General features: G+C 67.3%; 21 protein-coding genes and 1 pseudogene. 9 read left to right on the forward strand and 13 right to left on the reverse strand.

Features of this window, described 5'->3' with window-relative positions; all coding sequences use genetic code 11:
- Positions 1-489: 489 nt before the first annotated feature.
- The gene (locus WME82_RS22690; protein WP_438044502.1) at positions 490-1,302 is read left to right on the forward strand and encodes an alpha/beta hydrolase; all 813 of its coding nucleotides are present in this window, start codon (positions 490-492) and stop codon (positions 1,300-1,302) included.
- A gap of 367 nt (positions 1,303-1,669) precedes the next feature.
- On the opposite strand, the gene WME82_RS22695 is transcribed toward WME82_RS22690, so the two are convergent.
- The 6 genes and pseudogenes from WME82_RS22695 to WME82_RS22720 all read right to left on the reverse strand — a co-directional run.
- The gene (locus tag WME82_RS22695) at positions 1,670-2,761 is read right to left on the reverse strand and encodes a hypothetical protein (protein ID WP_438044503.1); all 1,092 of its coding nucleotides are present in this window, start codon (positions 2,759-2,761) and stop codon (positions 1,670-1,672) included.
- Between the two features lie 199 nt (positions 2,762-2,960).
- A complete protein-coding gene (locus tag WME82_RS22700; protein WP_438044504.1) occupies positions 2,961-3,695 on the reverse strand; it encodes a hypothetical protein in 735 nt (244 codons plus the stop codon).
- 4 nt (positions 3,696-3,699) lie between these two features.
- The gene (locus tag WME82_RS22705) at positions 3,700-5,490 is read right to left on the reverse strand and encodes a hypothetical protein (RefSeq protein WP_438044505.1); all 1,791 of its coding nucleotides are present in this window, start codon (positions 5,488-5,490) and stop codon (positions 3,700-3,702) included.
- A gap of 27 nt (positions 5,491-5,517) precedes the next feature.
- On the reverse strand, positions 5,518-6,774 hold the full coding sequence (locus WME82_RS22710; RefSeq protein ID WP_438044506.1) for a hypothetical protein: 1,257 nt from the start codon (positions 6,772-6,774) through the stop codon (positions 5,518-5,520).
- 120 nt (positions 6,775-6,894) lie between these two features.
- The gene (locus tag WME82_RS22715; RefSeq protein WP_438044507.1) at positions 6,895-8,469 is read right to left on the reverse strand and encodes a polysaccharide deacetylase family protein; all 1,575 of its coding nucleotides are present in this window, start codon (positions 8,467-8,469) and stop codon (positions 6,895-6,897) included.
- Positions 8,470-9,493: 1,024 nt separating this feature from the next.
- Positions 9,494-9,631 (reverse strand): annotated as a pseudogene (locus WME82_RS22720) (IS5/IS1182 family transposase); the annotation flags it as partial.
- 982 nt (positions 9,632-10,613) lie between these two features.
- On the opposite strand from WME82_RS22720, the gene WME82_RS22725 reads away from it, so the two are divergent.
- Positions 10,614-12,401 (forward strand): hypothetical protein, encoded by a 1,788-nt coding sequence (locus tag WME82_RS22725; protein ID WP_438044508.1) that lies wholly within the window; start codon positions 10,614-10,616, stop codon positions 12,399-12,401.
- Between the two features lie 157 nt (positions 12,402-12,558).
- On the opposite strand, the gene WME82_RS22730 is transcribed toward WME82_RS22725, so the two are convergent.
- The 3 genes from WME82_RS22730 to WME82_RS22740 all read right to left on the reverse strand — a co-directional run bounded on the left by WME82_RS22730 (position 12,559) and on the right by WME82_RS22740 (position 15,287).
- Positions 12,559-13,944, reverse strand: a complete 1,386-nt coding sequence (locus WME82_RS22730) for an IS4 family transposase (protein WP_438037969.1) — start codon at positions 13,942-13,944, stop codon at positions 12,559-12,561.
- A 122-nt stretch (positions 13,945-14,066) separates the two neighbouring features.
- The gene (locus WME82_RS22735; RefSeq protein WP_438044509.1) at positions 14,067-14,726 is read right to left on the reverse strand and encodes a hypothetical protein; all 660 of its coding nucleotides are present in this window, start codon (positions 14,724-14,726) and stop codon (positions 14,067-14,069) included.
- 78 nt (positions 14,727-14,804) lie between these two features.
- The gene (locus WME82_RS22740; RefSeq protein ID WP_438044510.1) at positions 14,805-15,287 is read right to left on the reverse strand and encodes a hypothetical protein; all 483 of its coding nucleotides are present in this window, start codon (positions 15,285-15,287) and stop codon (positions 14,805-14,807) included.
- Between the two features lie 291 nt (positions 15,288-15,578).
- Between WME82_RS22740 and WME82_RS22745 the strand changes: the two genes are divergently transcribed.
- Together WME82_RS22745 and WME82_RS22750 are read left to right on the forward strand one after the other, a co-directional pair.
- Positions 15,579-16,949 carry a sigma 54-interacting transcriptional regulator gene (locus WME82_RS22745; protein ID WP_437873469.1) on the forward strand — a complete coding sequence of 457 codons (1,371 nt, stop codon included), beginning with the start codon at positions 15,579-15,581 and terminating at the stop codon, positions 16,947-16,949.
- 93 nt (positions 16,950-17,042) lie between these two features.
- Positions 17,043-18,275, forward strand: a complete 1,233-nt coding sequence (locus tag WME82_RS22750) for a GNAT family N-acetyltransferase (RefSeq protein WP_438044511.1) — start codon at positions 17,043-17,045, stop codon at positions 18,273-18,275.
- A gap of 99 nt (positions 18,276-18,374) precedes the next feature.
- Here WME82_RS22750 and WME82_RS22755 read toward each other — a convergent pair whose 3' ends face one another.
- Positions 18,375-19,238 (reverse strand): LysR family transcriptional regulator, encoded by an 864-nt coding sequence (locus WME82_RS22755; protein ID WP_437873471.1) that lies wholly within the window; start codon positions 19,236-19,238, stop codon positions 18,375-18,377.
- Between the two features lie 329 nt (positions 19,239-19,567).
- On the opposite strand from WME82_RS22755, the gene WME82_RS22760 reads away from it, so the two are divergent.
- Complete coding sequence (locus WME82_RS22760) at positions 19,568-20,044, forward strand: SRPBCC family protein (RefSeq protein ID WP_437747572.1); 477 nt, start codon at positions 19,568-19,570, stop codon at positions 20,042-20,044.
- Positions 20,045-20,254: 210 nt separating this feature from the next.
- Positions 20,255-21,472, forward strand: a complete 1,218-nt coding sequence (locus WME82_RS22765; RefSeq protein ID WP_438044512.1) for an acyl-CoA dehydrogenase family protein — start codon at positions 20,255-20,257, stop codon at positions 21,470-21,472.
- An 81-nt stretch (positions 21,473-21,553) separates the two neighbouring features.
- Here the strand turns inward: WME82_RS22765 and WME82_RS22770 are convergent, their stop codons facing one another.
- Positions 21,554-22,231 (reverse strand): hypothetical protein, encoded by a 678-nt coding sequence (locus tag WME82_RS22770; protein WP_438044513.1) that lies wholly within the window; start codon positions 22,229-22,231, stop codon positions 21,554-21,556.
- A gap of 44 nt (positions 22,232-22,275) precedes the next feature.
- Here WME82_RS22770 and WME82_RS22775 point away from each other — a divergent pair, with 44 nt between their 5' ends.
- The 3 genes from WME82_RS22775 (at position 22,276) to WME82_RS22785 (ending at position 24,278) form a co-directional block, all read left to right on the forward strand.
- The gene (locus WME82_RS22775) at positions 22,276-22,557 is read left to right on the forward strand and encodes a hypothetical protein (protein ID WP_438044514.1); all 282 of its coding nucleotides are present in this window, start codon (positions 22,276-22,278) and stop codon (positions 22,555-22,557) included.
- Between the two features lie 59 nt (positions 22,558-22,616).
- Complete coding sequence (locus WME82_RS22780; RefSeq protein ID WP_437873474.1) at positions 22,617-23,195, forward strand: superoxide dismutase; 579 nt, start codon at positions 22,617-22,619, stop codon at positions 23,193-23,195.
- Between the two features lie 270 nt (positions 23,196-23,465).
- Positions 23,466-24,278, forward strand: coding sequence for a phytanoyl-CoA dioxygenase family protein (locus tag WME82_RS22785; RefSeq protein ID WP_438044515.1), 813 nt, complete (start codon positions 23,466-23,468; stop codon positions 24,276-24,278).
- A 33-nt stretch (positions 24,279-24,311) separates the two neighbouring features.
- On the opposite strand, the gene WME82_RS22790 is transcribed toward WME82_RS22785, so the two are convergent.
- A complete protein-coding gene (locus WME82_RS22790) occupies positions 24,312-24,809 on the reverse strand; it encodes an SRPBCC family protein (protein WP_438044516.1) in 498 nt (165 codons plus the stop codon).
- Entirely contained in the window at positions 24,806-25,171 is a 366-nt protein-coding gene (locus WME82_RS22795) for an ArsR/SmtB family transcription factor (protein WP_438044517.1), read from the reverse strand. The genes WME82_RS22790 and WME82_RS22795 overlap by 4 nt, the downstream gene beginning before the upstream one ends.
- Positions 25,172-25,259 lie beyond the last annotated feature (88 nt).

Raw genomic sequence — 25,259 nt, forward strand, 5'->3', positions numbered from 1 at the left:
TGGCCGCCGCCACCGCGAGGAGGTGGTCAATCGATAAGCCAGTGAGGTGGCCGAGCTCTCCTGAAGCAAGGCTCCGAACCAATCCGGACCTCGCCAGGCAGCCGAGGGTGGGCGCAGCGACAGGTGCGACGAGGCGCCCTGCGGAAGCAGGGCGACACGGAGCAACGACGCGACGCGCCGACCATCGGCTGCCTGGCGACAAGAGGTTTCGTCGCTCTAAGCCAAGCAGCTAGATCCAGTTATGTAGGAAATACACTTTACTAACAACCCAAAAAAATCTTGGTCGGTGGGCAGACGCGCGGCGATCGTCCTGGAGCAGACAAATACAACGGCACCCAAACCCTCGCTCTCGTGTGTGTGATCTCCCATGCATGCCGGCCATGGCAGGAGATCTCGACGGCTGGCCACTCCTGACGAGGCGGTGCGGTGTCGCCGCCGCGGGAAGTTCGCTGTTGCCGCCGAGCAGCGGGTTCAGCAAGCATCTGCTCGATGCGCCCCTCTCGCCTCCGCCGCTGCCACGCCTGGTCTGCGCTGGCGCTCGCGTCGCTCGTCTCGCTCGCCGCGTGCGAGCGACGGGCAGCCCCGCCCGGGGGCGGCGCTGCGGGCACCGAGCAGCAGGCGCCTCCCGCCGCGCCAGCCGCGAGCGCGGCGGTCCCCGCCGCCGCGGTCGAGTACCGCGAAGAGATCACGGGCGGCGCGGACCGGAACGAGGCGCTCCCCCTCGTCGTCGCGATTCACGGGCTCGGCGACAGGCCCGAGTCGTTCGCGGGTCTGCTGTCGGGCGCCGACGTCAAGGTGCGCCTCATCGTGCCGCGCGGGCTCACGCCGTACGGGGGCGGCTACTCGTGGTTTCCGCTCCAGCAGGCGCTCGCGAGCGAGGAGGTGGGACATGGCATCTTGCGCGCGGCCGCCGCGCTCGCGGCGACGATCGAGCGGATCGCCGCCGAGCGGCCGACGCGGGGAAAGGCCATCGTGACCGGCTTTTCCCAGGGCGGCGCGCTCACGTTTGCGCTCGCTCTTCACCACCCGCGCGTTGTCGGCGCCGCCTTCCCCATGGGCGGCTGGGTCCCCCCGGCGGTGCTGCACGGCGCAGGCGCGGCGGCTCCGGCGCTCGTCGCGCTGCACGGCGAGGACGACCGGCGCGTCCCGATCGGCCCGACGCGCGACGCGATCGCGGCGCTCGAGGGGCGCGGCGTCAAGGTGAGGCTGGCGAGCTACCCTGGCGTCGGCCACACGGTGAGCGGCGAGATGCGGCGCGACCTCCTGCAGCTCATCCGCGGCGCCACCGCCGAGGTGCGCTGACGAGCGTCCGGACACAGCCGCGGACCTCGCCCTCGCCCGCCCGGGTGCGCTGTTCTCCAGGGGCGGGTGTGCTGCCCGCACCGGCAGGAGCGCGGCCGTACCGCCGGCCGCGAGGAGCGGGGCTCCAGGAGTTGCCGCGCCGAGCCGAGCCGGCTCGGCGACTGGGAGTGCAAGAGCGGCGAGAGGATGGAGGGCAGGAATCTGTCTTGACGCTACGTTCCAGAGACGGAAGTCCAAACGTTTCGGAGACGTCAACCCCCAGCTGCGGGACCTTCCCTGGGTCGACAGAACATTGTTCAATGCGATCCGGCCTTCCGGAAAAACGACGCAACAACAACACCTCTTCCATGCATCGAAGAGGCCGCCTTCACTCCACAGCCTGCGGACGGTCCTCGGTGTAAGTCGAGAGCGCCTCTATCAGCGCGCGTAGAAACACGCGCTCGGCATCCACCGACAGCTGCTGGAGTGCGAGCGTGTCGCGGGTGTGCGCGATGCCTCGAGCGTCCGAGCTCTCGAGGACGCTCCGCACCTTCACGATGAAAGAAATCTCGCGCTCGACGGCTTCAACTTCGTTGCGCGCCTGCTCGATCGCCGCGCGGGTCTGATCACGGAACCGCCGCAGTCGCTGGTTGACCTCGTAGGAGGCATGCTGCAGCTCTTCGGCCCTCGACCCGAGGTGCCGGTCCTCGTGAATGGATTGCGCGATCCCGCCGATATTGAAGCTCACCTCCGCGAGCCCATACCAGTCAGACCTGGGGAACGGTATGACTCCACTGACGACGCGGACGCGCCACGCGTCGAGCGACCGAACGTACGACGCTTCCCGTGCGACTCGGTTGGCGCTCCGTACGTAGGCCGCCGCCTGCGCGCTGAGCGATCCGCGCGGCTTGCCGAGCCTCTGCGCGGCAAGCTGAGCCACTTCGCCGCGCACGTGAGCCAGCTTGCGCTCGAGCGCGTCAGCGTGATTCCGCACCTCATTGAGATCGATGAGCGTGATGACTCGCTCGGAGAACCGCTCCTCGGCCTTCTTCATGAGCGCGCGCCACTCCTGACCGTGTGCGTCCAGATAGGCCTCTTGCTCGCGCAGCGCGACGAGGCGGGCGGCGTCAGCCCCGTGATCGAGGGTCTCCTCAATGCTCATCGACGATTCGTGCAGGTCGCACTCCGCGTCGCCGAGGCGCATCACGCGTAGCCCCTTGTAGAAATCGAGCGGAGAGAACGACAACGCCGTCCGCACCTGGTAGCCGTCTCCTGCCGTCGCGCCGATCTCGATCGCGTTGCTCGAGGGATGTCGGATCCCTTGAACAACAACCTGGGGTGCCATCAGCAAGGCCGCATCGCTCGCAGCCAGCGCGTGCACTTTACGGCAGTAGGCCGGCTGCTCTGCCAATGCGTCGGCTCGCCCAAGCAACAGGAAGGCAGCAACGGCGGTCACAGGGACACGGATCAATTGTCGCATTGCAGGTTGCCTCATATACCATCCATGGTTTGTTACCAAAACGTGTTCCCGACCCAGCGCTCTGCTGGGGCTCGATATCTCCGACAAGGCTCCGTCATGGGCATGCGCGCGCTCCGTCCGCGTGCGACGCGGCGCACGGTAAATCACGCAGTCCGGCAACCCCGCCGGACACGGAGAGGTCTTCAAGACACGCCTGCCATCAGGGCTTCTGATCCGGCAAGACTGGACGCGACGCTCGCAGCTCGACCTCGAGGCTCGCATTGTCAGCCCGAATCCCAGCCGGCCCCCTTAGCTTCAGTGCCGATTCTGGCAATTTCCCTATCCATACGACCGCATGGTCTACTTCCACATGAAGTGTGTTCGCGTCGAGATCGAGCCGAGCGAGCAACGTATGGCTCGTACCGGCGCGGATCACAGGGATATCCGCGCGCGACCAGGTCGGCAAAAGCCTCGTATAGCCTCGGTCACGGCACTGCGCATGCGCATTCTGTCCAGGATTCACCTTCAAAGAGACCTGGATTCCATCGTCGGGCTCGATGTGCCACATCACGTAGAGCACGTTGCATGTGTCCTGGGCAAGGAGCTTTATGCCGACCTGCCGTCGCATTTCGCCCGAAGCGAGCGGCGCACTGTAAAGCGTGGGGCCGAGATAGGCGAAGTTCATCTGGACCGTGGACCGAAAATCACCACCGATGAGCGCGCGCAGCGCGGGTGAGCGCAGCGCCGAGTGAGAGCTGTCAAGGGCTTCGATCGTGCCGCTCGTAGCTCGCAGTTGAGCCACGCTGATCGACTCGAGTGAAGCACTGTCCATCCAATCACCATAGATCGGCGTGCTGCCTTGCCCCCTACGACCGGCAGCCACCACAGTCACCATACCGAGCGATAGGGAGGCGGCTGCCAAGATCAACACCGAGGCGCTGGCTCTGGCTTTCACGAGCCTATCCCCGCTCCGCGTCCTGATGACGGTCTCGACGGATCAAAACCGGGTCGAGGTTGGTACCAAACTGAAAAAAGCCCGGCTTCTTGCCCGTGGTCCAGCCCTCGTAACCGTTGGGAGTCCAGGGAGTCTCTCGCCACCCGAACCAGAATGCCCCAAACGGGACATCTCCACGAAGGATCGCACGCAACGAGAGTTGCAAGGCACGCCGGACACGGAACAGCAGGGCTATGCGCGACGAGCCGCCACGGACGAGCGTCGACTCCGGCGCAAACCCGGTGACATTGCCGAACAACAACACATCGTGGACCGCCCCCACGAACGAGGAAACGAAAGCGAAGACGAACGCATGCAACGGAGAAAACGGAATTGCCAGCAACAATCTCCAGTAACGAAGATCACCATTGATAATGAGAGCAAAGGCGATAAGAAGACTATTGAGGACGATCTGACATGTACAAAGTCCGATGACGAAGATCGTCAGCCCACTCGGGTTGAAGAAAGATGCCGGGAGATACAGGTAGAACAACCCGGTCAAGAACCAATATCTGAATCGCAAGAACAGAATTACAATCGCGGGGAGGCCCAAGGTCCAGTAAAACGGCAACGCGCGCCAGAATCGCCCCGTCACCTCGATGCGTGCGGTGTTCCACCGGCGGCGCTGCCGGAACAGGCTCTTGATCGTGGTCGGCGAAGAGGTATACACGCGAGCCTCGGGCTCATACTTCAATGCCCGGTCGATCCACAGAGCGCGAAGCATGGCCCACAAGGCATGAAGCGGTGTTCTAGGGGGCTCGAAGTGAAACCGGCCGTTCTTGAACGTCGCAAGGATGGCCATGAACGCCATCACCGTATCATCGGTGTCGCCGGCGATCAGCTCTGGAATCTCGGACACCGTGCTCGCGGAGAAGCTTGGGAGCGGGAAGCCGAGCCACCAGAGGACCCAATGCCGCAATCGCAACGTGCGGATGTACGCCAGAAACTTCGGAGCGGCTGCGAAAATGTCATACCATGTGCAGTAGAAGACCCCCGGCACGCCGCAGAGTGGAATCGGCCGCAGGTTGTGTCGTGCCACGTTGGCGATCATGTACTCGCGCGCAATCTGAATCGTGAGCTGGCCCTCGACCGTGAAAAAGTGCCTCCATCCTTGCCAGAAGCGATTGCCACGAAGGTAAAAATTGCCAGCCACAGCACGAGCAGGCCAGCCGGTCAAAGGATGCCGTCTCACCAAACGCTGGACCAGCTTCCGGAGAGCGTCGGGGCCAAGATCAGCATCGGCATCAGTGCTGATGTAGACCTCGGGAAAGCGCGGGTGGTACCCCTTCGAGACCCTTTCGCGCAAAAACTTCACCCCATGCTCGATCGCCATTGGCTTTCCGCGCCTCCCGGGGGTTCCGGTCACATACAACCAGATGCCGGGTCGGCGCTCTCGGGATTCTGCCCAGCTGCGAAGCTCGGCGTAAAGCTCGGGTGCATCATCATAGCCATCGATGCTGATCACGATGAACAATTCGGACGGATAACTGTTCATCAGCGCGCTCTCGACGGTGCAGAGCATGCTGGCGAGCTCGTCCCATTTGCGGAGCAACGACGGGATCACGAGGACCGCGGAAGGAAGCGTGTCCTGTTGTTCGCAGCGATCCATCCGGCCAAACGCCAGAGTCCACATGTGGCGGGGTAGAAGGTAGAAGTGATCCCAGGCGAATATCGAGAACAGAAAGAGACAGTGCACGAGCGGCGCGGATAGGAGGAGCCCGTCCCACGCGTGGAGGCTCCACAGCAGTGATTCCATAACTGAACCTCCCTTGGTCCGGATCGTTCAATTGTTCGACCGGGAGTGGTCTTCCAGGTGCGCTGCCGGCATCGCAGGCTCGTCCTGGCTTGCCTCCACTTGTAGCGAGGCGGGTGGCGTCTCGTCTCCGGAGGCGACATCCGGCGGCTGCGTGTCCGTCGCATTGTAATGCTGGCCGCGGCCAACGTTGCCTTCAAGACGAACTCGCAAGCTCTTCGCCTTGGCAGAATCACGGTCCCGCAGGTTGAGCACTGCGTATTGCCCACGCGCCTGATGTCCCCAGGGGTCCGGGAGCGTGACCTCACCAGGGACGATCTCGGCGACCGTGCCCACCGCCTCGCAGAAGAACAGGCCCCAGACGCACGAGTAAATTTGCGCGCCTCGCTCGACCCCCTCGATTTGGGTATAGGGAACGAACGCTACGTCCAGACTCTGCTCGGTTGCCCGAAACGTCGGCCGGTTCCGCAGATCTGCTGCGATCTGGTCGATGTTCGCGACACGTTCGGTAAGGGCGCGCTCGTATGCCTGCTTGGCGCGCTTCTCGGACTCGAGCCGCAGCAGCTCCATTTCGATACGGGCCAATTGCTCATCGCGGAGGATGGCCTCGGGCGTGGCCGGCGCTCCATCGTGCCCCGAGAGCGCCTTCTGCACCAGAAGCTTCTCGTACATCAGGCCGTCGCTCTGTATCCTCTCGCGCTCGTTCCCGAAGAGCGCGAGGTTCATCTGATTGAGGGTCTGCATTTCTTTTGCATAGTCTGTCCGCGAGATGATGCCGGCTTCCATGTCGGCCTTTGCCTTGCCTGTAAGCGCCGTTTGCTTTTCTATCATCGCGGCGAGGAAGCGCTTCTGGTTTTGCAGTGTCTTGATCTCGCCTTCAACCATCTGTGCTTGGCGGGAATTCAGCTTGGTAATCCAATCGCGCCCGCTGGCTACGGTCGGTCGGAGTTGCTCCAGGCGTTCGATCGCTGCCTCAGCGGCCAGGAGGTCCTCGCCGCAGCTCTCGAGCTCAGCGACCGCACGGGTGCGCTCGACATGCAGCTCGTTCATCTTGAGCTTGTTGGCGAGGACGATGTCATTATCGGGCGACAAGATGAGCGGCGCAATAACCGAATCGCGCGCTGCTTGGTAGACAGCGTGACCGATCGATCCAATGCCTCCCACGACGCCGCACAGCGTGATAAACGCAAAGATACGCGTGTGGACGCCTGACTTCGACTTGCATGGACCAGCGTTGGGCTCCGGAGCGGCACCTGCGTCCAGCTCGGGCTTCTTTTGCGCGCTCATACCATGAACCATGACGCTCCTCCGAGTATTCCGAGTAGGCATAGAACGAAGCAACCAATGGGAGTCGTGCGGCTAATACACTCAGTCGCGACAACGATCATTCTTGTGATGAGATAGCTTCTAGTGCCCGACGGCGGCAAAATCATCCACCGTGAGCGAGCCAATGGACTCAAGCGCCAAGCCGAAGCTCAAGCGACGGGCTGCCGCCGGCGCTACCGGTGTCGTGAACGAAGCCTGCGTCCAGGTGGAGGTTGCAGCGAGCGCAGAGCCCTCGGTCCAGTAGTTCCACTCACCCGCCGTATCCTGATAAAACACCACCATGCGGGCTGTACCCGAACCCTTGTACCAACCTGAAACGGTGTAGGTGCGCCCCGGTTGCGCCGGAGGAGCGCAAGGGCCCGAGTCTTGCCTCGTGACCAGCTTGCGGTCGCCGTTCTTGTAGCGCGAGATGGTTACGTTCTCGGCGCTTGCCCCCGTATGGGCGTCGCTCGTGCGCGCCCATGTAGCGGTGTTTGCGCCATAGCGCCCGCGCTCCCAGCAGTCCGCCACGCCGTTCTCAGGGTTAACATCATCCTCCAGTGAGGCATTGGAGATAGGAATAGAATCCGTGGGCGGCGTGCTCCCGCCCCCGTCTCCGCCATTGCCACCGTCTCCGCCGCCGCCACCGTCTCCGCCGCCGTCACCGCCGCCGCCCCCGTCTCCGCCACCTCCCCCATCTCCGCCACCGCCGCCCCCGTCTCCGCCACCTCCCCCATCTCCGCCACCGCCGCCCCCGTCTCCGCCACCTCCCCCATCTCCGCCACCGCCGCCGCCACCGCCGCCGCCGCCGCCACCGCCGCCGCCGCCGCCACCGCCACCGCCACCGTCTCCGCCACCGCCCCCGTTGATGACTTGATCGACCGTCTTGACTTGAATGTTCATGGTCGATCTATTGCGCTGAATCCAGTTCAGAACGGCGTCAAAGTCGGCGACCGCGAAGCCGTATTGTTCATTGCAATCCGTACAGATGTGATGAAAAATCAACGGCACCCACCCGCCACCGTTGCGGTGCGCATTTTCGATCCAGCCCGTAACCGCGCCCACCGACGTCGTTGACTGGATAGAGCCATAGCCGCGAATCAGCTGAGCGTTCTGCGGAGGAATCGTCTCGGCGGCATTCGTCGAGCAGCTTCCACAAAGACCACTGACACCGCGCGCGCTGGTGAAGCCGCAGTCGCGGGAGATGCCCTGAAGCGCGACGTTCGACTCTCCGAATGGGTAGGCGAACGATGTCACCGAGAATCCGGGATTCTCCGGAGCAAATAGATCCATCAACGCCCTGCGGTCGTCGCACATCTGCCGCACCTGCTCGCTTTCGCTGAGCGTAGTGAGGTGCGGATGGGTCAGCGTGTGGCTGGCAATCTCATTACCATCATTCAGCAGATCTTGGATCTGCTGCTGGGTCATGTAACCACTCCGGCCGATGCGTGGACTGTTGAGGTAGAAGGTACCGTGCATGCCGTACTCTTTGAGAATGTCGCGGGCCACATACTGATCCGCAATGGTATCGTCGAACGTCAACGACACCACGACCGATCCAGGATCCCCAATCGCAGCAATGGATTTCCCGACATTCTCTCGACTCTCCGACGATCTTTCGTCCTCCTCGCCCGACTCAGCGCTGCATCTGGACTGAAAGACCAGAACCAAGGCCATTCCGAGCACATAGGACGTGGTCCTTATCGAAGCAGCGCCCACCTGTTTCTTATCAAAGACTCGACAAGAGAGCATGTTTCACCTGTAGTTTGGAGCGAGACACGAGGTAATGGATTGCGCTCCTAACGCGCATGTCACGCATTCGAAAATCATTTACCTTGGACCTCTTCCGCGTGGCTTGCAGGCCATGGAAGGGGTATCGCCTTTGGACTCAAGGGATTGGCGACCTTCGGCTGCCCCCGGCAAAACCGCTGGCTTTGATGTCACCCAGGTTCCGCCGTTACTCCAACAGAACGGACGTTCGAGGTGCAAGAGCTTCAGCTATCGAAGGCGACCGGGGGGGGGATTGTCGCTACAATCGGATCTACGATATCGCATCGCGATAGTCTAGAGAATAGTAGCGCCGCTGCAATCCGATGCATATCGGGATGCGAGTACAACGCTGGCAGATGTCCCCGTCGCTCGGGGCTCAGCTACCATGCTGTCCGAAGCCAGTCTGCCCTAGGCGGCCATGGCACCTGCGCAAAGCCGCCTCCGGAGCGAGCATCTCGGAGCTTCCTCGCAACACCCCTCTTGGCTACGGAGCTCGTCCGCGCCGATGCGCGGGAGTCCTGCGGCAGAGGAGGATGGCGTTGGCGCCGCGGGACGTTGACGACGGTGTTCTCCCGCTGGACGAACCCTGCATGCCCCGCACACCTCGATCTCACAGTCGGCTCCGAGCCGCGTTGACGATGGTGCTCACCGTCGTCAACGTGCTCGTTGACCGCGACTCGCTCCGCCAGCTTTGTGGCATCGTACATCGCGAGCCCAGCTCGTCGCCGTGAACGCCCTGCGCGGGTAGGAATCGCAAACGCCATCCGAAGATCATGGGAAGGAAGTCGGAGCGTTTAAGAGACGTCAAGCCCCGACTGCGGGACCTGTTCTGGGTTGACAGAACGTAGGCGTTCACCGCCCGGATCTGCGATGGACGCCGTCCTACCCCCCGTGTCAGAGAGGTTGTCGCGCTGGCTGATCCGCTTGGAGCCTATCCCAACAGGCCAGCCGCGCGCCAGGTGATGATCCCGCAAGCGAAGTGCAGAAGGGTGAGGTAGGTGTCGGCGCGCTTCGATCAGCGGACGAGGTTCCCCCGAAATCGAGTCATCCAGCGGTGGTTCCACCTCTGCCCAGATGGCGTCGGGGATCCTCCAGCCGTCGTCCTCGTGCTGCTTCATCTGCCGGCGGCTGCCGCGTCACACGCCGATGTCAAATGTGCTCACCGAAGCCGGTCCCCTGTGGAAAGGTCTCGCCAAATAGGAGAAACCATGTTCAAGAGCGCGAATCTCTTCACTTGCTCTCCATTTCCGGATTTTGTCTTTCTGCCAAGTCCGTAGTCCGATGTCGCACGTCTCGAGGGCCGCCGGCCCATGACCATCGTTCCTCTGGCGAATCGCAGAGCTCTCCGTCAGCGGGCGGCGGGACGGCAAGCAGTCGCCCGCGAAGCCCAGCGCGGCTCAAGAAAATGCACCGGTTCACACGGAGACATGTCCCGAGCCCGAGCGTGGTGCCCCGGGCGGAGCCCCCGGCGCCAGCGCGGGCAAGGCGGTGTGTCACAGGCGAACTTGTCCAGTTCACATGGGCAGACACGCTATCTCCCGCGACGTGGGCCAGAGGGATAGGACGGACCGGAGCGCCGGTTCTTGACCGGCAGGTGCTGACCGGCACGCGCCCCCGCCGCCCCCCCGACCCGTCCTCATCGCCCTCGCGCCGGTGGTGACGCCGTCAAACAGGAGTTGGGACGGGCTGACCCATGATTCCGAGCCTCATTGGGTCGGTTCGAGTTTGGCCGGAACATCGGCAGAGACGCGCGCTCGATCTATCGCGCTCGCCGCGAGCGCAGCGTGGATGTCACCGACCTGCGCGATCTGAACGTCTTGCGCGCGTAGCGGATAGAGCACGTGTCCGGGTCACCCCGCGCTCCTCGGCGACAGGGCTCGAACAGCGCAACTCCCCGGGAGACCTCGCCAATCGCACAAACGTGATCAATGTCACATTTTTCCCGCGGCCCATGCCCCAGAGCGGAGTGAGCCGCAGGTAGGGCGGCGCCGCGCGAGGCGCACCGGTCCATCTACACGGCGCGCGCGAGCTACCCTACGTTGTGGTCACGAATGAAACCGGATCCTTTTGATCGCTTCGCGCGGTGGCTCAACCACCCTCGCTTCGTCCAGGCCGTCTCGCTGCTCGCGCTCGCCCTGGCGCTGCCCACGGTGGCGATCGCCTTTTATGCCGATGACTACATCCTGTTCTGCTACCTCGCGAAGCTGATCCCTGGCTCGCCTCCCTGGTACGATCTCTACAACTTCTTCCCCGGCGTTCCGGAGGAGACACGGGCTGCCGTCTCCATCTCCGGGCTGCCGTGGTGGACCGATCCGGAGCTCAGGATCCACCTTGTCCGCCCCCTGGCGAGCGCGCTGTTCACGCTGGAGCGCGCGGTCTTCGGCGACACCTCGCTCGGGTACCACCTTGTCTCGATCGCGCTCTATGTCGCCCTGGTCGCGGCCGCCGGCAGGCTGTTCCTGCGGGTTCTCCCGGGCGCGACCGCGGCGCTCGCGCTGCTGATCTTCGCGGTCAGCGGGAACCACGTTCACCCGGTCGGGTGGATCGCGTGCCAGCACATGCTGCTCGCGGCGCTCCCGGTGGTGCTCGGGCTCGTTGGATACCTCCGCTACCGCGAGGATGGGTGGCGCCCCGGGCGGTACCTGGGCCCGCTCGGGCTCGGGATCGGGCTCCTCGGCGGCGAGGCGGCGCTCGGCGGGGCTGCGTACTGGATCGCCTATCAGCTCGCCGGTCCCGTGCCGCCGGGCCGCGCGGACGGCTGGCGCGCGCGGGCGGCCGGCGTGCTCCCGGTGCTCGGCCTCCTCGGGTACTTCGCCGCGTACAAGGCGTTCGGCGGCGGCGCCGCGCACACCGGCGGGTATATCGACCCGCTCAACAGCCCGCTCGCCTTCGTGGCCGCCGCGGCGGAGCGGCTGCCCATCCTGATCGGCGGCGCCCTCGTGGCCGTGCCCGCGGATCTCTCCGTCCCGCTCCCCAAGCTCCCCTTCATCGCGGTCGGGCTCGCGGCGGCCGCCGGCGTCGCCCTCCTCTACCGCGCTTGCCTCCCCGCGGTCCCCGAGCGCGAGCGGGCCGCCTTGCGCTGGCTCGTCCCCGGGGCGCTCCTCGCGTTCTTCACGAGCCTCGGGGGCTTCCCCGGCTCGCGCCTGCTGCTGATGCCGGGCCTCGGGATCGCGCCGCTCCTCGCCGTCGTCGTGCTGCGCGGGCTGCGCCGCGCCCCCTCGCCTGGGGTCGCGTCATGGCCCCGCCGCGCCGGCGCCGGGTTCCTCGCCGCCGTGCACCTCGGGATCGCACCGCTCCTTTTCCTCGCCGCCACCGCATCGAGCATCGATATCGCGCGCAAGCTCGAGGACATCGCCCGCACCGCGGAGATCGACGCGCCGCCCCGCAAGCGGGTCTTCATCGCGGCCGCCTCGGATCCCATGGCAGCCATGTACCCTCAGGCGATCCGCGCCCTGGAGTCGCCCGATTCGTTCTCCTGCTGGTCGATCCTCTCGATGAACAAGGGCACGCACCGCCTCACGCGCACAGGCCCGTCCTCGTTCTCCCTGGGGCGCATCGGCGGGACGATGCTGACCGGGGCGTTCGAGACCCTCTATCGCGCGCCGTCCTCGCCGATCGCGGCGGGCTACGAGGTCGGCCAGTGCGGCGCCACGATCCGGGTCGCCGAGGTCGCGGACGGGAGGCCCGTGCGGCTCGAGGTCGACCTGGGCGCGCCGCTCGAGGATCCGGGGCTCGTCATCCTGGCGTGGCGCGACGGGAGGCTCCGCCGCGTCGCGCCGCCCGCGGTCGGCGAGGCGGTGGAGTTCCCGTGGTCGCCGGGGCCGATCGGGTTCTTCTGAGCTCTTCCGGGGGCCGCCAAGGACGCCAAGAACAGCAGTCTCCGCCCCCCTCTGCACCACCCAGAGCAGAGCCGCAGCAGAGCGGCGGTCACCCGCACAGGAGACGGGCCCAGATCGGCGTTTTCGGCGCGCAAGCGCACTCCGGTCTCAGGATTGATCATATTTTCCCCACCTCCCTCGCGGCGCTCCAGCCTTGGACGAGGGTGAGGAGTTGCTCGTAGCCACGGCCCAAGGTCTGCCAGCCGGGCTCGCCGTTTCGCCGGAGGTGTCCGCCGAGCCCGGCGATTGCCAGGAAGGCATCGCGGGCCGTGGCGTTCTCGGGCAGGGGCTTGCGCGCGAAGACCCGCAGCACCTCGATCTGGGTGGGCGTGAGCACGGCGGTCGCGGGCTGCTCCGGAGCGCGCCGAGCCTCGCTGCGCAGCAGCAATAGCTGCCAGGCGATGGGCGCGAAGAGCGCCAGCACGTTGCGCAAGCCGTGCAGGTCCTCGATCTGGCGCTTCTCGTAGGCGCATCCGGTCTTCAGGGCCTTGAAGAACTCCTCCACCATCCAGCGCGCCCGGTACCAGTCGACCAGCTGCGTCAGCTGCTCGACGGACTCGACCGGCTCGCTCGTGAGCAGCACCCACTCGACCGGCGCTTCGCCCGGCGGCGGCTCGATCTCCCAGACGCGTACGACCCACAGCGACAGCGTCGCAGGCAGCTCGCGCGGCTGGGATCTCGGTCGCCGCAGGGTCACGCGCGTGCTTCCAAGGGCGAGCTTGGCCAAGCGTCCTGCGCGCGGAGGATGCAGCCGTTTCTGTTGAGGGCTGCGATTGCCCGCCGGCCGCGGCGAAAGCTCTACCTCGCGTACGGCCACCGCTTGAACATGCGCGAGCGCCTGCTCGAGCTTGGCCTGCTCTCCGAGGGCGTCAGCCTCGACGAGGCGATTGTGCGCGAGCCGAATCACGAACCGATGCCCTGCGCTCAAAAGCTGCGCGAACAGGCCGTAGTCGTCGCCTTCGCGGTCCATGACGTGCACCACGTCGTGCGCAGTAGCGCCCAAGGCCGCGACTCGCTCCACCTGCTCTCCCCAGCGGTCGTGCTCGTTGTCCGTCCTGCCGTCGTCGCGCACGTGCGTGCTCAGATCGAGCACGCCGAGCGGGCGGCGCGTTCCATCGCCGCTGACCGCCAGCGTGAAGTGGGCGAAGAACGTCTGCCCCGAGGAGCGCAGCCGTCCGAGCCCCTGCCGCTGGCCGTCCGAGCGGAAGGACAGGGTCGTGGTGTCATGGATGGCGAGCACGACCGGCTCGGCCTCCATGCGCGCGAGGGTGGCGCGCACATGCGGAGCCAGAATCGCCGCGGGCGTGACGGCGTCGTTGCCGAAGAAACGGTACGCCGCCTCCAGCTCGCTGTCGGACAGCAGCGAGGGGAAGCTCTTGTCCGGCGCCTGCGCCAGCTTCTGCACCAGCTTGCTCTGGCGCTTCGAAAGCCGCGCATCGCCGAAGTGCGCGTCGCTCATCTCCTCGGCGAGCGCCGCTGCGTGCTCTGCTGCAGGTGAACCCATCCGCAGCTTTGATCACGTCGCTCAGCACACATCAAGCGAGATGTGTAGGATCCTGAGACTCCGGTGCGCTGAGCACCGAAAACGCCGAGGTGGGCCCGTATCCGAAGCGGGTGACCGCCGCTCTAGAGGGACATCGGCAGCGGCGCGCCTTCGCGACCGACGTAGGCCACGGTCACGAGCTCGCCTTCCCGTGGGTCGTTGACAGGCAGGGTGAAGAATCCTCCTCTCCAGAGCGTCTCCTGCGGGCTCATGAAGGCGCTCCGGACGAACTGCTCGTATTGCTCGAAGTCCTGGTGCACCGTCTCGACACGGCACATCGAGCTCCGGCACTCGATCGAGCGGAGCGACGAGGTGTCCGGGAGCGCCGCGCTCAGCTTTTCCCGGGCCGCCTCGCGCGCCTCGGCGCTCCACCGGGTGTCGGTCCCCTGCTGCGTGAACGTGTCCTCCAGGCGCTCGCGCACCGCGGCCAGCGCGGCCGCGCGCTGCTCGACCGTCGGGGCGCTCTCGCTCGCGTCGCCCGGGGGCTCCGGCGCGGGTGCCGCGGGCGCTTCCGCCGGCGGAGCCACGGGGGCCGGCGCGGCGGCCTCGATCCGCCGCTCGGGCCGGGGCGCGGCGCCGGCGAGGGCCGGGCCGCTCTTCGTCGCCTCGATGGCGCGCGAGAGCGCGCCCATGTCCTCGCGCATGCGCGCCATCTCCGCCTCGTCCCGCCGCCGGTCGACGGCGAGCGTCGCGACCGCGCCGGCCGCCGCGAGCACGATCAGAACCTGCCAGATCCTCTTCATGACTCCCTCCGTCGAATGGCGCGCCGGGCCGGAGCCGTGAGAGCGCGCGCCGCGCTCCCACGGCGGCCGCGGCCCCTCTCAGTAAACGAGCTGGACCACCTGCGCGCCCGGACCGACCGCGCAGGCGGCAAACGGCGAGGTGTCGGGATAATAAGGGGTGTCCGGCAGCTTGATGTTCTCGAACCACCCCGTCGTCGCAAGGTCGACCCCGCCGCCGGACCAGCCGCCCCCCGTGGCCTTGTCGAAGACGAACGTGGCGCAGTTCATCGTGGTGGTCCAAGTCGGCTTCTTCGCGGTCACGGTGACCCTCGCCCAGTTGTTGAAGGGGCCGGGATCCATCACGAGGGGGAGGATGATGACCGAGTCGCCGCAGCGGTGCCCGCCGACGAAGCCGTCGTTGATGAGGCTCCCGAAGCTCTCGCTGAAGCAGCTGGCCTCGGCGGCGTCCCTGGTGCGGCCGATGAATGCGGCGGTGTTCCTGGCCGAGGCGTCCGGCGCCACGCCGACCGTCGCGAGGGCGGAGGCGACGGCGAGCATCGAGAGCTTGAGGATGGGCTTCATGGGATTCTCCATTCGGGCGCTTGTTGGTAGACGCGCTGCCGGCGATGCGCCCCATCGCCGTGCGTTCGAGGTGTTGTCGTCCATGGACCGTTGACCGTTGACCGTTGTCTGCGGACCGCTGGTCCGCTGACGTTTCACCGTTGAGCATCGAGCGTGCCAGCCGCGTCCCGCGCGGATCGCCCGGTGGCGGAGCGCCCTTGTCGCGCGCCCGTCGCACTCCCCTGCGCCGGCGTGGCCTGGGCGGCGACAGCGCCACCGCGGGGCGCGACGCCGCCGTGGTATCGTGGCGCCATGGCGAGCGGACCCCCGAAGAGAGCAGCCCAGAGCGGCGGCGATACGCTGACCCACCCGGGCGCCCGCCCGGACGACAGCGCGGGCATGGTCCGCCGGTTCCGCATCGAGCTCGTGGAGGGCCCGGCCAAGGGTGCTGTCTGGGACTCCTCCGCCGATCGGTGCTCGATCGGGTCGAGCGAGGGCAACGACCTCGTGGTCGCCGACGCCACGGTCTCCCGGTTTCACTGCGAGATCCGCATCGACGACGCCGGGGCGCGCGTCCGCGATCTCCGCAGCCACAACGGCACGGTCGTCGACGGGGTGCACGTGATCGAGGCGTTGCTGCGCACCGGCAGCCTCATCCGGCTCGGGAAGACTGTCGCCCGCTTCGAGTTCGGCACGGAGCACAACCGCCTGCCGCTCTGGGAGGAGGCGCGGTTCGGCGCGCTCTCGGGCGCGTCGGCGGCGATGCGGGCGGTGTTCGCGCTCCTCTCGCGGTCCGCCGAGCGCGATGTCACCGTGCTGCTCGAGGGCGAGACCGGCACCGGCAAGAGCCAGGCGGCCCGCTCGATCCACGAGCGGAGCGCGCGGCGGGACAGGCCGTTCGTGGTCGTCGACTGCGGCGCGATCCATGGGAACCTCATCGAGAGCGAGCTCTTCGGCCACGCGAAGGGCGCGTTCACCGGCGCGGGCGAGCAGCGGATCGGCGCCTTCGAGGAGGCGTCGGGCGGGACCATCTTCCTCGACGAGATCGGCGAGCTGCCGCTCGACCTCCAGCCGAAGCTCCTGCGGGCGCTCGAGGCGCGCGAGATCCGCCGCCTCGGGACGAACACGCCGAGGTCGGTCGACGTGCGCGTCATCGCGGCCACGCACCGGGACCTGCGCGCCGAGGTGAACGCGGGCCGCTTCCGCGCCGATCTCTATTTCCGGATCGCGGTCGTGCGGATCCCGATGCCGCCCCTCCGGCAGCGCCCCGAGGACATCCCGGCGCTGCTCGACGATCTCCTCGCCTCGCTCCACGCGACGCCGGACGAGGCGGCGACGCTGCGGGACCCGAGGGTGATCGCCCGCATGACGCGCGCCGCGTGGCCGGGCAACGTGCGCGAGCTCAGGAACTACGTGGAGCAGTACCTCGTGTTCCGCGCGCCGCCGCCCGTGAGCGAGCTCGCGCCGGTGAGCGCGCCGCCGCCGGTCGACGCGAGCGTGCCGTACGCCGAGGCGCGCGACCGGGTCCTCTCGGACTTCGAGCGCCGCTACTTCGAGGCGCTGCTCCGCGCCCACGACGGCAAGGTCTCGCGGGCCGCGGCCGCCGCGGGGCTGGATCGGCGGTACCTGTACCGCCTGCTCCACCGGCACGGGCTGGGGCCGGAGCGCGAGCCGGAGGGGTAGCGCCGCGGCGTCAGAAACTTGGACAGGGTTGGCGGGGTCCGGATACGAGGGACGCATGCTCGATCCCACGCCGTGGGCGAACCGCTCCTACCGATGGCGGGTACGCTCCTGAAGACTCCGTCCCTCACCGTCCGCTCCCCCGCTCCGGTCGCCGACGCGACGGCGGTGATCGAGATCGCGGCGCGCACCTTTGGCAGTTACGCGAGCTTCCGCGCCGACTGCGCCGCCTGGTACGTGAACCACAGCCACTACGACTGGGACGCCTCGGTCATCGGATTCCTCGGTGATGCGATGGTCACCCACTGGGGCGTGTGGGGTTACCGGATGCGGATCGGTCGGGCGGAGGTGCGCTGCGGCGGCATCGGCGCTGTGGCCACCGAGGCGGCCCACCGCGGGAAAGGGCTCATGGCCCGCACGGCTCCGCACAGCCTCGACCGCATGCGCGCCCGCGGCTATCACCTCTCGATCCTGTTCGGCATCGACGACTTCTACCACCGGTTCGGCTATGTGCCGGCCTGGCCCGAGTCGCGGTGGCGCGTGAAGCTCGCCGACCTCCCGGCCACGCTGCCTCGGCTGCGCGGCCTGCGCCGGATCCCGGCGGCGCCCACGCAGGCGCTGGTGCGGCTGCACAACCGGTGGAACGCCGGCCTCACCGGCACGGCGGTGCGGCCGACCTTTCTGCGCTCGTGGAGCGGCATGCGCAAGGACGTCGAGGCCTGGTGCTGGGGCGCCGATCGAGAGCGCCCGGAAGGGCATGTCGTCATCCAGGCGAGCGGCATCCGGCTCGTGTGCGCCGAGGCGACCGGCGCACCGGACGCGGCGCTCTCGGCGCTCGGGGCCCTCTGCCGGAGGAAGGCGCTCCCCGGGCTCCGCTTCGACACGCTCCCCTACCGCTCGGCGCTCGCCGCGCGGCTCCGGACGCTGAACAGCCGCTACGAGCAGCGGTATGCCGCCAACGGCGCCGCGATGGTCCGGGTCGTCGACCTCCCGGGATGCCTCGCGGCGATGGCGCCGGAGCTCTCGGCCCGGCTCGCCGCGTCCGAGCTCGCGGGCTACCGCGGCGCGCTCACCCTCGCCAGCCCCGAGGAGACGGCGACGCTCCGCCTCGATCGCGGCCGCGTCGAGGTCGTCCGCGGGCGGAGCGCCGCGGGGGCGCGCAGCGCGGTCGGCGGCGGCTGGGCGGTGGCGCGGCTCCTCCTCGGCTCGGACGCGCCGCTGGAGGTGTGCGACGCGGGGAAGCTCCGGCTTGCCGGAGACGCCGCCCGGCTCGTCCCGGTGCTCTTCCCGGCGCAGCACCCGCAGCTCACGCTGGCAGATAGGTTCTGAGGCCGCCGGCTCGCTCATCTTCACCCCGCCTGATACAAGGCCGGTGTACCGACATCGCATGTCGCAGCAGAGGGGGATTCCACGCGCGCCCGGGCAGGGTCACGACGGCGCGGCGTCGACCTCGATGGGTCGGCTGGCCAGGAGGTCGTCGAGCAAGGTGCGCAGCGCCACCGATTGGCTGGCGGCGCGGGTGTACAGCGCGGTCGCTTGAATCACCGGCAGCTCGACGTCGGGGAGCAGGCGTACCAGCGTTCCTCGTTCCAGGTCACGCAACACAAGGAATTCGGGCACGAAAGCGATGCCCAGCCCGGCCCTCGCGGCGTCCCGCGTGACGATCATGTTGCCGGTGCTCATGCGCCAGGGGACGCGCACGGTCTCCCCGCCGACCCTCCACTGGACGATATCGGGCCGCGTGACGACGGCGTCATGCTGGGCGAGCTCGGCGGGCCTTTGGGGCATACCGTGCTGCTCCAGCCAGGCCGGCGAGGCGACGATGACCATGCTGACGTCGGCCAGCTTGTGGCTGATCAGCTCGCTGTCCTCGATCGCCCCCATCCGGATGGCCAGGTCGTAGCCGCCGTTGACCAGGTTGACGCGCCCGTCATGGAGGTGCAGGTCGATGCGAACCGCCGGATAACGCCTCATGAACGAGAGCAAGCGGGGCGCGATCGCCGCGTGGCCATAGGCGACGGGCGCGGTGATGCGCAGCAGCCCGGAGGGAGCCGCGTGGAGGCTCTTGACCTCGGCGGTCGCCTGCTGCGCCTCTCGGACGATGGGCTGGACCTTGTCGAAGAAGCGCCTGCCCGTATCCGTCAGGCTGAGCGCGCGCGTGGAGCGGATCAGCAGCGGCGCGCCGAGCCGCTGCTCCAGCAGCGCGAGGTTGCGGCTGAGGGTCGCCTTGGGCAGGCCGAGCGCACGGCCGGCCGCGCTGAGCGAGCCTTCCTCGACGATGCGCACGAACATCGACAGACCGGTCAGATCATCGGGCTCCCTCAACGTTCCACTCCTCGAACGCGGCCGTTCCAGGGCGCCCTCTGGCGCCGTCCCGGGCATCTTCGCATACTCCGGACGTGATCCTAAGCGTGGCGGCGCCGGCGCGGCGTCCCGCCTCGCGGCGATCCGCGCCGAGGCGCGGCCGCCACCGGCGATGCCGGTCTCCCCGAGGCCCCTGAAGGCGCAGCGCACGCCATCGGCCCCGCCGCACCTCGGACCAAGCGCGGCTGTAGTAGTACAGAGGTGCCTCGCGGCCCCCGGCGCATGGCCACCTGGGGGAAGATCGATCAGGAGACAGCATGATCTACGTGTTCAGAGAGGTCGCCGTGAACCTGGATCTCGCCCCGACCCAGCCGACGCTCAGCAGAGGCGAAATCTGGAGAGGCCTCGTCATGAAGGCCGAGAACGCCTTGCCCTTCGTCCCCGGCCTGGCGAAGTGTGAGGTCGTCGAGCGCTCGCCCGGGAGCCTTGTTCGCGATATCGTCTTCCGAGGCGAGGAGGCGAGAGAGAAGGTCACCTTCCACCCGGAGGAGAAGGTCGTGTTCGTTCGCCTGTCGGGAAATATGGATGGCTTCATCGTCAACGAGATCCTCGGCGAAGACGGCGACCTGCGCCTGCGGTTCAGCTTCGCTCTGCAGCTCCTGGGCGCGCCGTCCGACAGCGCCAGGGAGCGGGAATTCCGTGAGGTGGTGGAGCGGGATTATGTGAAGGCGGTGGATGCCACGCTGGACGCCATCCGGAAGATGGTGTCGAGCGAGCAGCGGTCCGCGCGGTAGGGAGCAGCAGGCAGCCATCCCTGCAGCCGCTTGCGTGGCTGCAGGGACAAGGTCGTCAGCGCGCTTCGCAGTCGCTTCCATGTCGGCGCAATTCGCTGGACCGACGCGCGTACCGCCGGCCGCGCCGATCGGGTCGCGCCAGCCAGCGAATTTTCGCCACGCGAGGGATGGTCTATGAGTCTCGAACGTTCGTCGATCAGAACTGTGGTCATGAAGGCCCCCGGTCGGATCAGCCCCGCCGCCGACGCGCCGTCGCTCGAGAGTCTGGTCTCCACTGCGCGCGAGCTCATCCCTCGCCTCCGCGAGCAAGCCCAGCAAACGGAGATCGAGCGCCGCGTCTCGGAGGAAACGAACCAGCTCTTCCATCGCGCCGGCTTCTTCCGGCTGATGCAGCCGGGCCGCTACGGCGGCTACGAGTACGGCTTCACCGCGCTCCTCGACGTGATCAGCGAGATCGGGCGAGGCTGCACCTCATCCGCCTGGGCATGCTCGCTCGGGGCGATTCACCAGTGGCTGCTCGGATTGTTCCCGGCGCAGGCGCAGGACGACGTGTGGAGGGAAAATCCCCGGGCCATCATGTGCGGCTCCTACTCGCCCATCACCGCAGCGCATGCGGTGGATGGCGGGTACCTGATCCAGGGCAAGTGGCGCTTCGCGTCCAACGTCGACAACTCGCAATGGGCCGTGCTGGGCGTCCAGTTTCCGAAGGAGAACGACGCCACCTCCAACGCTGGCTTCTTGCTCGTGCCCCGCTCCGACTGGTCGATCGAGGACGACTGGCACGTCGCGGGCCAAGCTGGCACCGGGTCCAAGACCGTGGTGCTCAACAAGCCGACCTTCGTCCCGGGTCACCGGAAGCTCACCTTCGCGGAGGCCGCGTCCGGTGCGCCTCCCGGGGCCACGGTGAACCCCAACCGCATCTACAGCATCTCCTTCCTCTCGGCGATCCCCGTCTGCCTCGTGGCCCCGCTCCTGGGCACCGCCCAGGGCGCCATCGATGCCTTCCTCGATCTCTGTGAGAGCCGCGTCACGCGCGGCGGCATCGGCGGCGCGGGAGCGCGCCTCTGCCAGTTCGCTCACGTCCAGTCGCGCCTGGCCGACGCGGCGGCCGCCGTGGACGCGGCGAGGCTCGTCCTCGACCGCGACATCACCGAGGTGGAGCTGACAGCAGCCCAGGGGAGGTCCGTGAGCGTCGAGAAGCGCATCCGCAACCGGCGAGGCCACGCCTACGCGGCGAAGCTGTCGCACTCCGCCATCGAGGCGCTGTTCTCGTGCGTCGGTGGCAGCAGCTTGGCGCTCGGTCAACCCATCCAGCGCATGTGGCGGGACGGCAACGCGATCGCCCAGCACATCACCCTCAACTGGGACGCCGTGTCCACCATGGTAGGCCAGCACATGCTGGGCCTCGAGCCGAAGGGGGCCTACTGAGCAAGGACCGCGAGAGAGCGCCGTTTTCGCCTCGCGCGGCCAGCGCGGGGAGAGCGCGGCGCGCGACGCCCGCGCTCGCTCCTACAAGCGCTCGATGATGAAGCTTCGGATCTTGTTGTCGAAGTTGAGGGGAGCGAGGTTCGCGTCTGCCGTGAGGACGCGCGTCGTCGTGGGATACCCGATCCACCCGTCGGAGACCGTCACCTTGAAGCCGGGGGGGACGCGGACGGAGCTGATCCGCAAGTCCCATGCGGTCCAGGGGCTGGCGAACAAGAGGGCGGCGCCGACACCGTATGCGAACGAGTCGCCCGAGAAGCTGGCGTTCTCGTAGAAGGTGACGGCGTCCAGCTGCGGGTCCGAGGCGTGCGCGACGACGAGGCTCGAGATGGTGTCGTCGAAGCCCGCGGCCACGAGGTCCGTGTCCGAGGTGAAGACGCGCACATCCCACCCGAAGTTGTCTCCGAAGAAGGCCGTCGCCCGGAGCCCGGCGGGGACCCTGATCGCGCTCGCGCTGTTGTCGCCGATGATCGCCATGTCCGCGAGCGTGTAGCGGCCGATCCCGAACCCCTGCGAGACGCCGGAGAAGTTCGAGCTATCGTAGAGCACCACCTCGTTGACGATGAGCTCGGACGACGCCGACCCGAGCTCCTCGAGCGGCTCGTCCGACACATCGGCGCCCGAGCACGCCGTGGAGAGGCCGAGCGCGGCGCCGGCGCAGACCACGAGACCCAGCGTATGACCAAGTTCTTTCTTCTTCATCCTGTCCCCACATCGTCCTTCTGCTCAAGGATCACGTCCAAAGTATGCGGCGTTACCCGGAGCGGGACCAGACGGCGATCTGGAACGGCGGCGTTCGAGGCATGGAACAAGGCGCCATCCGTCGGCTCGGCAGATTTTTTGAACCGCTGGCCGGGAGGCCGTCTCTCCAAATGGATGGAAAACTGCCAACTCATTGGCAAGGCGCCACGCGCGCGCACCGAGTCTGCTACGCTGCCGCCGGACCCGGCGACGTGGAGCGGCTGTCTGGCCGCGAAGCGCGGACGTTCGATCCGTGGCTCGAGCGCCATCCGAAGGTCTTCGCCTAGCTACTCACAACGGGCTGCGACGAGCGCGTAGCCGTCGACGCAACACGAGGAACAGAACCATGACCTTCACTCTTCCCGAGCTCCCCTACTCCAGAGACGCGCTGGTCCCCCACATCTCGGCCGAGACGCTCGACTTCCACCACGGCAAGCACCACAACGCGTACGTCACGAAGCTGAACGAGCTCGTGGCAGCGGACGCGGCGCTCGCGGGCAAGAGCCTCGAGGATCTCGTCCGCACGACGTCCGGCGCGGTCTTCAACCAGGCAGCTCAGGTGTGGAATCACACGTTCTACTGGCACAGCATGAAGCCGCAGGGCGGCGGTGAGCCTCCCGCCGCGCTCCGTGCGGCGATCGACGAGGCGTTCGGAAGCGTGTCGTCGTTCAAGGAGAAGTTCAGCGCCGCGGCCATCGGTCAGTTCGGCTCGGGCTGGGCTTGGCTGGTGAAGAATGGCTCAGGCAAGCTGGAAATCGTGCAGACGGGCAACGCCGGGAGCCCGCTCACGGAGGGCAAGACGCCGCTGCTCACGTGCGACGTGTGGGAGCACGCGTATTACATCGACTACCGCAATGCCCGGGCGAAGTACGTCGAGGCATGGTGGAACCTGGTGAACTGGGACCACGCCGCCTCGAAGCTGTGACCCGCGCGCTCCCGCGAAGGCGGCGTCGAGGCCGCTCTGTGTCCGGCAGGAGAGCGACCAGCCTGAGCTGATGCAGAGCGGGGCCGCGCGGGCGTCGGCCTCGTGAGGCTGAGATCACTTGCCCGTCCCGCGCGCGTGGGCCGGGCGCCTGGAGCGCCGCATTCTCCTCCGACGACGGTGATTCCGGCAGTGGTGGGATGGGGATGAACCGGCGGAGAGCGAGCGCTGAGCTTGACGACTCCGCTCGATCCACCAAGCTCGGCCCGAGCCATGAGCCACGCCCGCCACACCAGCGCCGAGATGGATGAGCTTGCCCGCGCAGCGCAGCGCGATGGGTTCTGCCTGATAAAGAACCTCATTCCGAAGAGCCTGCTGCGCTCGTGGCGTGAGGCCTTCGCGCCGCTCCTCGACGCCCACATCGCGCGTGAGGGGCACCTCAAGAACCGGGGGCCGGGTCGTTATTACGTGACGCTCCCGTTCAAGGCCCCCTTCGCGGAGCCGCGCATCTACGAGGACGAGACGATCCTGGGCGTGGTGGAGCGCCTCGTCGGGGCCGACATGACCATGGTCCAGCTCGCGACCGATACCCCGCTCCTCGGGTCCGACTACCAGGACGTCCACCGCGACACGCCGCCGCTCTTCCCCGAGACCGGGAGAGAGACACCCGCGTTCCAGCTCGCCGTCAACTTCCCCCTGGTCGACGTCACCGCCGAGAACGGCCCGATCGAGATCGCCCGCGGCACGCACATGCTCTCCAAGGCCGAGGGGATGCGGCGCCTCGAGCAGGGCGAGGTCGCGCTCGAGCCGATCGCCATGGAGCTCGGCGACGTCATGGTCCGCGACGTTCGCGGCCTCCACCGCGGGACCCCGAACCGCTCGCGCGAGCCGCGGCCCATGGTCGTCATCGGCTACAGCCGCCGCTGGCTCTTCCGCCCGGAGGTCTCGATCCGGGTGCCCCGCGAGGGCCTTTCCCACCTGTCGGAGCGAGCGAAGCGCATGCTCCGCTTCAATCCCGTCGTCGAATCGCTCGACGCGCGCGAGGCGACGGAGGAGACCGAGGTCTACCAGGCCTTCGCCTACTGACGCGCGACGCCGCTCGCCCAGGCGCGGCAGCCCTCACCCCGCCCCGAACTTCTCGTCCAGCTTGCTGAGCTGGCTGGTGAAGCCTTCCTTCTGCATCTCGGTGAACTCGGGGCTATGCAGGGTGTCGAGCAGCACCACCATCTTCACGCGGTCGCCGAGCTCCGTGAGCTCGACCTCGATGTCGTTCTCGTAGGGCGGCACGCCGGGCAGGAAGTCGATCACATTGCGGAGCACGAGCCGTGTCATGGGCGTGAGCTCGGCAAAGGTGGAGGTGACGCCGTGCGAGGGTGGCCGGCCGACCTCCGCCATGGCGCGGACCATCTCGGGCGTGGCGGCGATCATCTCGTAACGCAGGGCGCCGCCCGGCCTCGCGTCGAGCTCCGCCACGGCGGCCCGGAAGTTTCGCGGCCCCCACCAGGACTCGAATCCCTCTCGCGTGGTCCAGAGGTCCCAGACCTCCTGCAACGTGGCGCGATAGGTGCGCTCGACTCTGACCTTGGATCGGGCCTGGGCTTTGACTGCGGTGTTCATGATCGCTTCCTCGTGGTTGGGCCGCCTTGAACGGCCGGGTTGTTCTGAGCTAACGCGCGCTTCTTCTCGAGCGCGGCACCGAACCGATCGAGGCGCTCCTCCCAGAGCTGCCGGTAGCGGCCGAGCCAGTCCTCGAGCTCGCGGAAAGGCTCGGAACGAAGGGAGTAGAGGCGCCGCTGCCCATCGGGTCGCATCGAGACGAAACCTGACTCCGAGAGGATGCGCAGGTGCCGCGACACGCCCGACTGGTGGATACCGGCCTTCTCCACGACCTCGGCCACCTGTTGCTCGCCAGAAAGGAGAGCCTCGACGATGCGGCGGCGCGTGGGATCGGCCAGGACCTCGAAGACGTCCAGTTGCATGGATATGCATATACACCACGGTGCATACGTCGGTCAAGCGCTACGGCACGCGGGGCTGCACGCCCGGCCGGATCTTGCCGGCCCGCGT

Source organism: Sorangium sp. So ce128, assembly GCF_051525245.1.
Lineage (GTDB): Bacteria > Myxococcota_A > Polyangia > Polyangiales > Polyangiaceae > Sorangium > Sorangium cellulosum_B.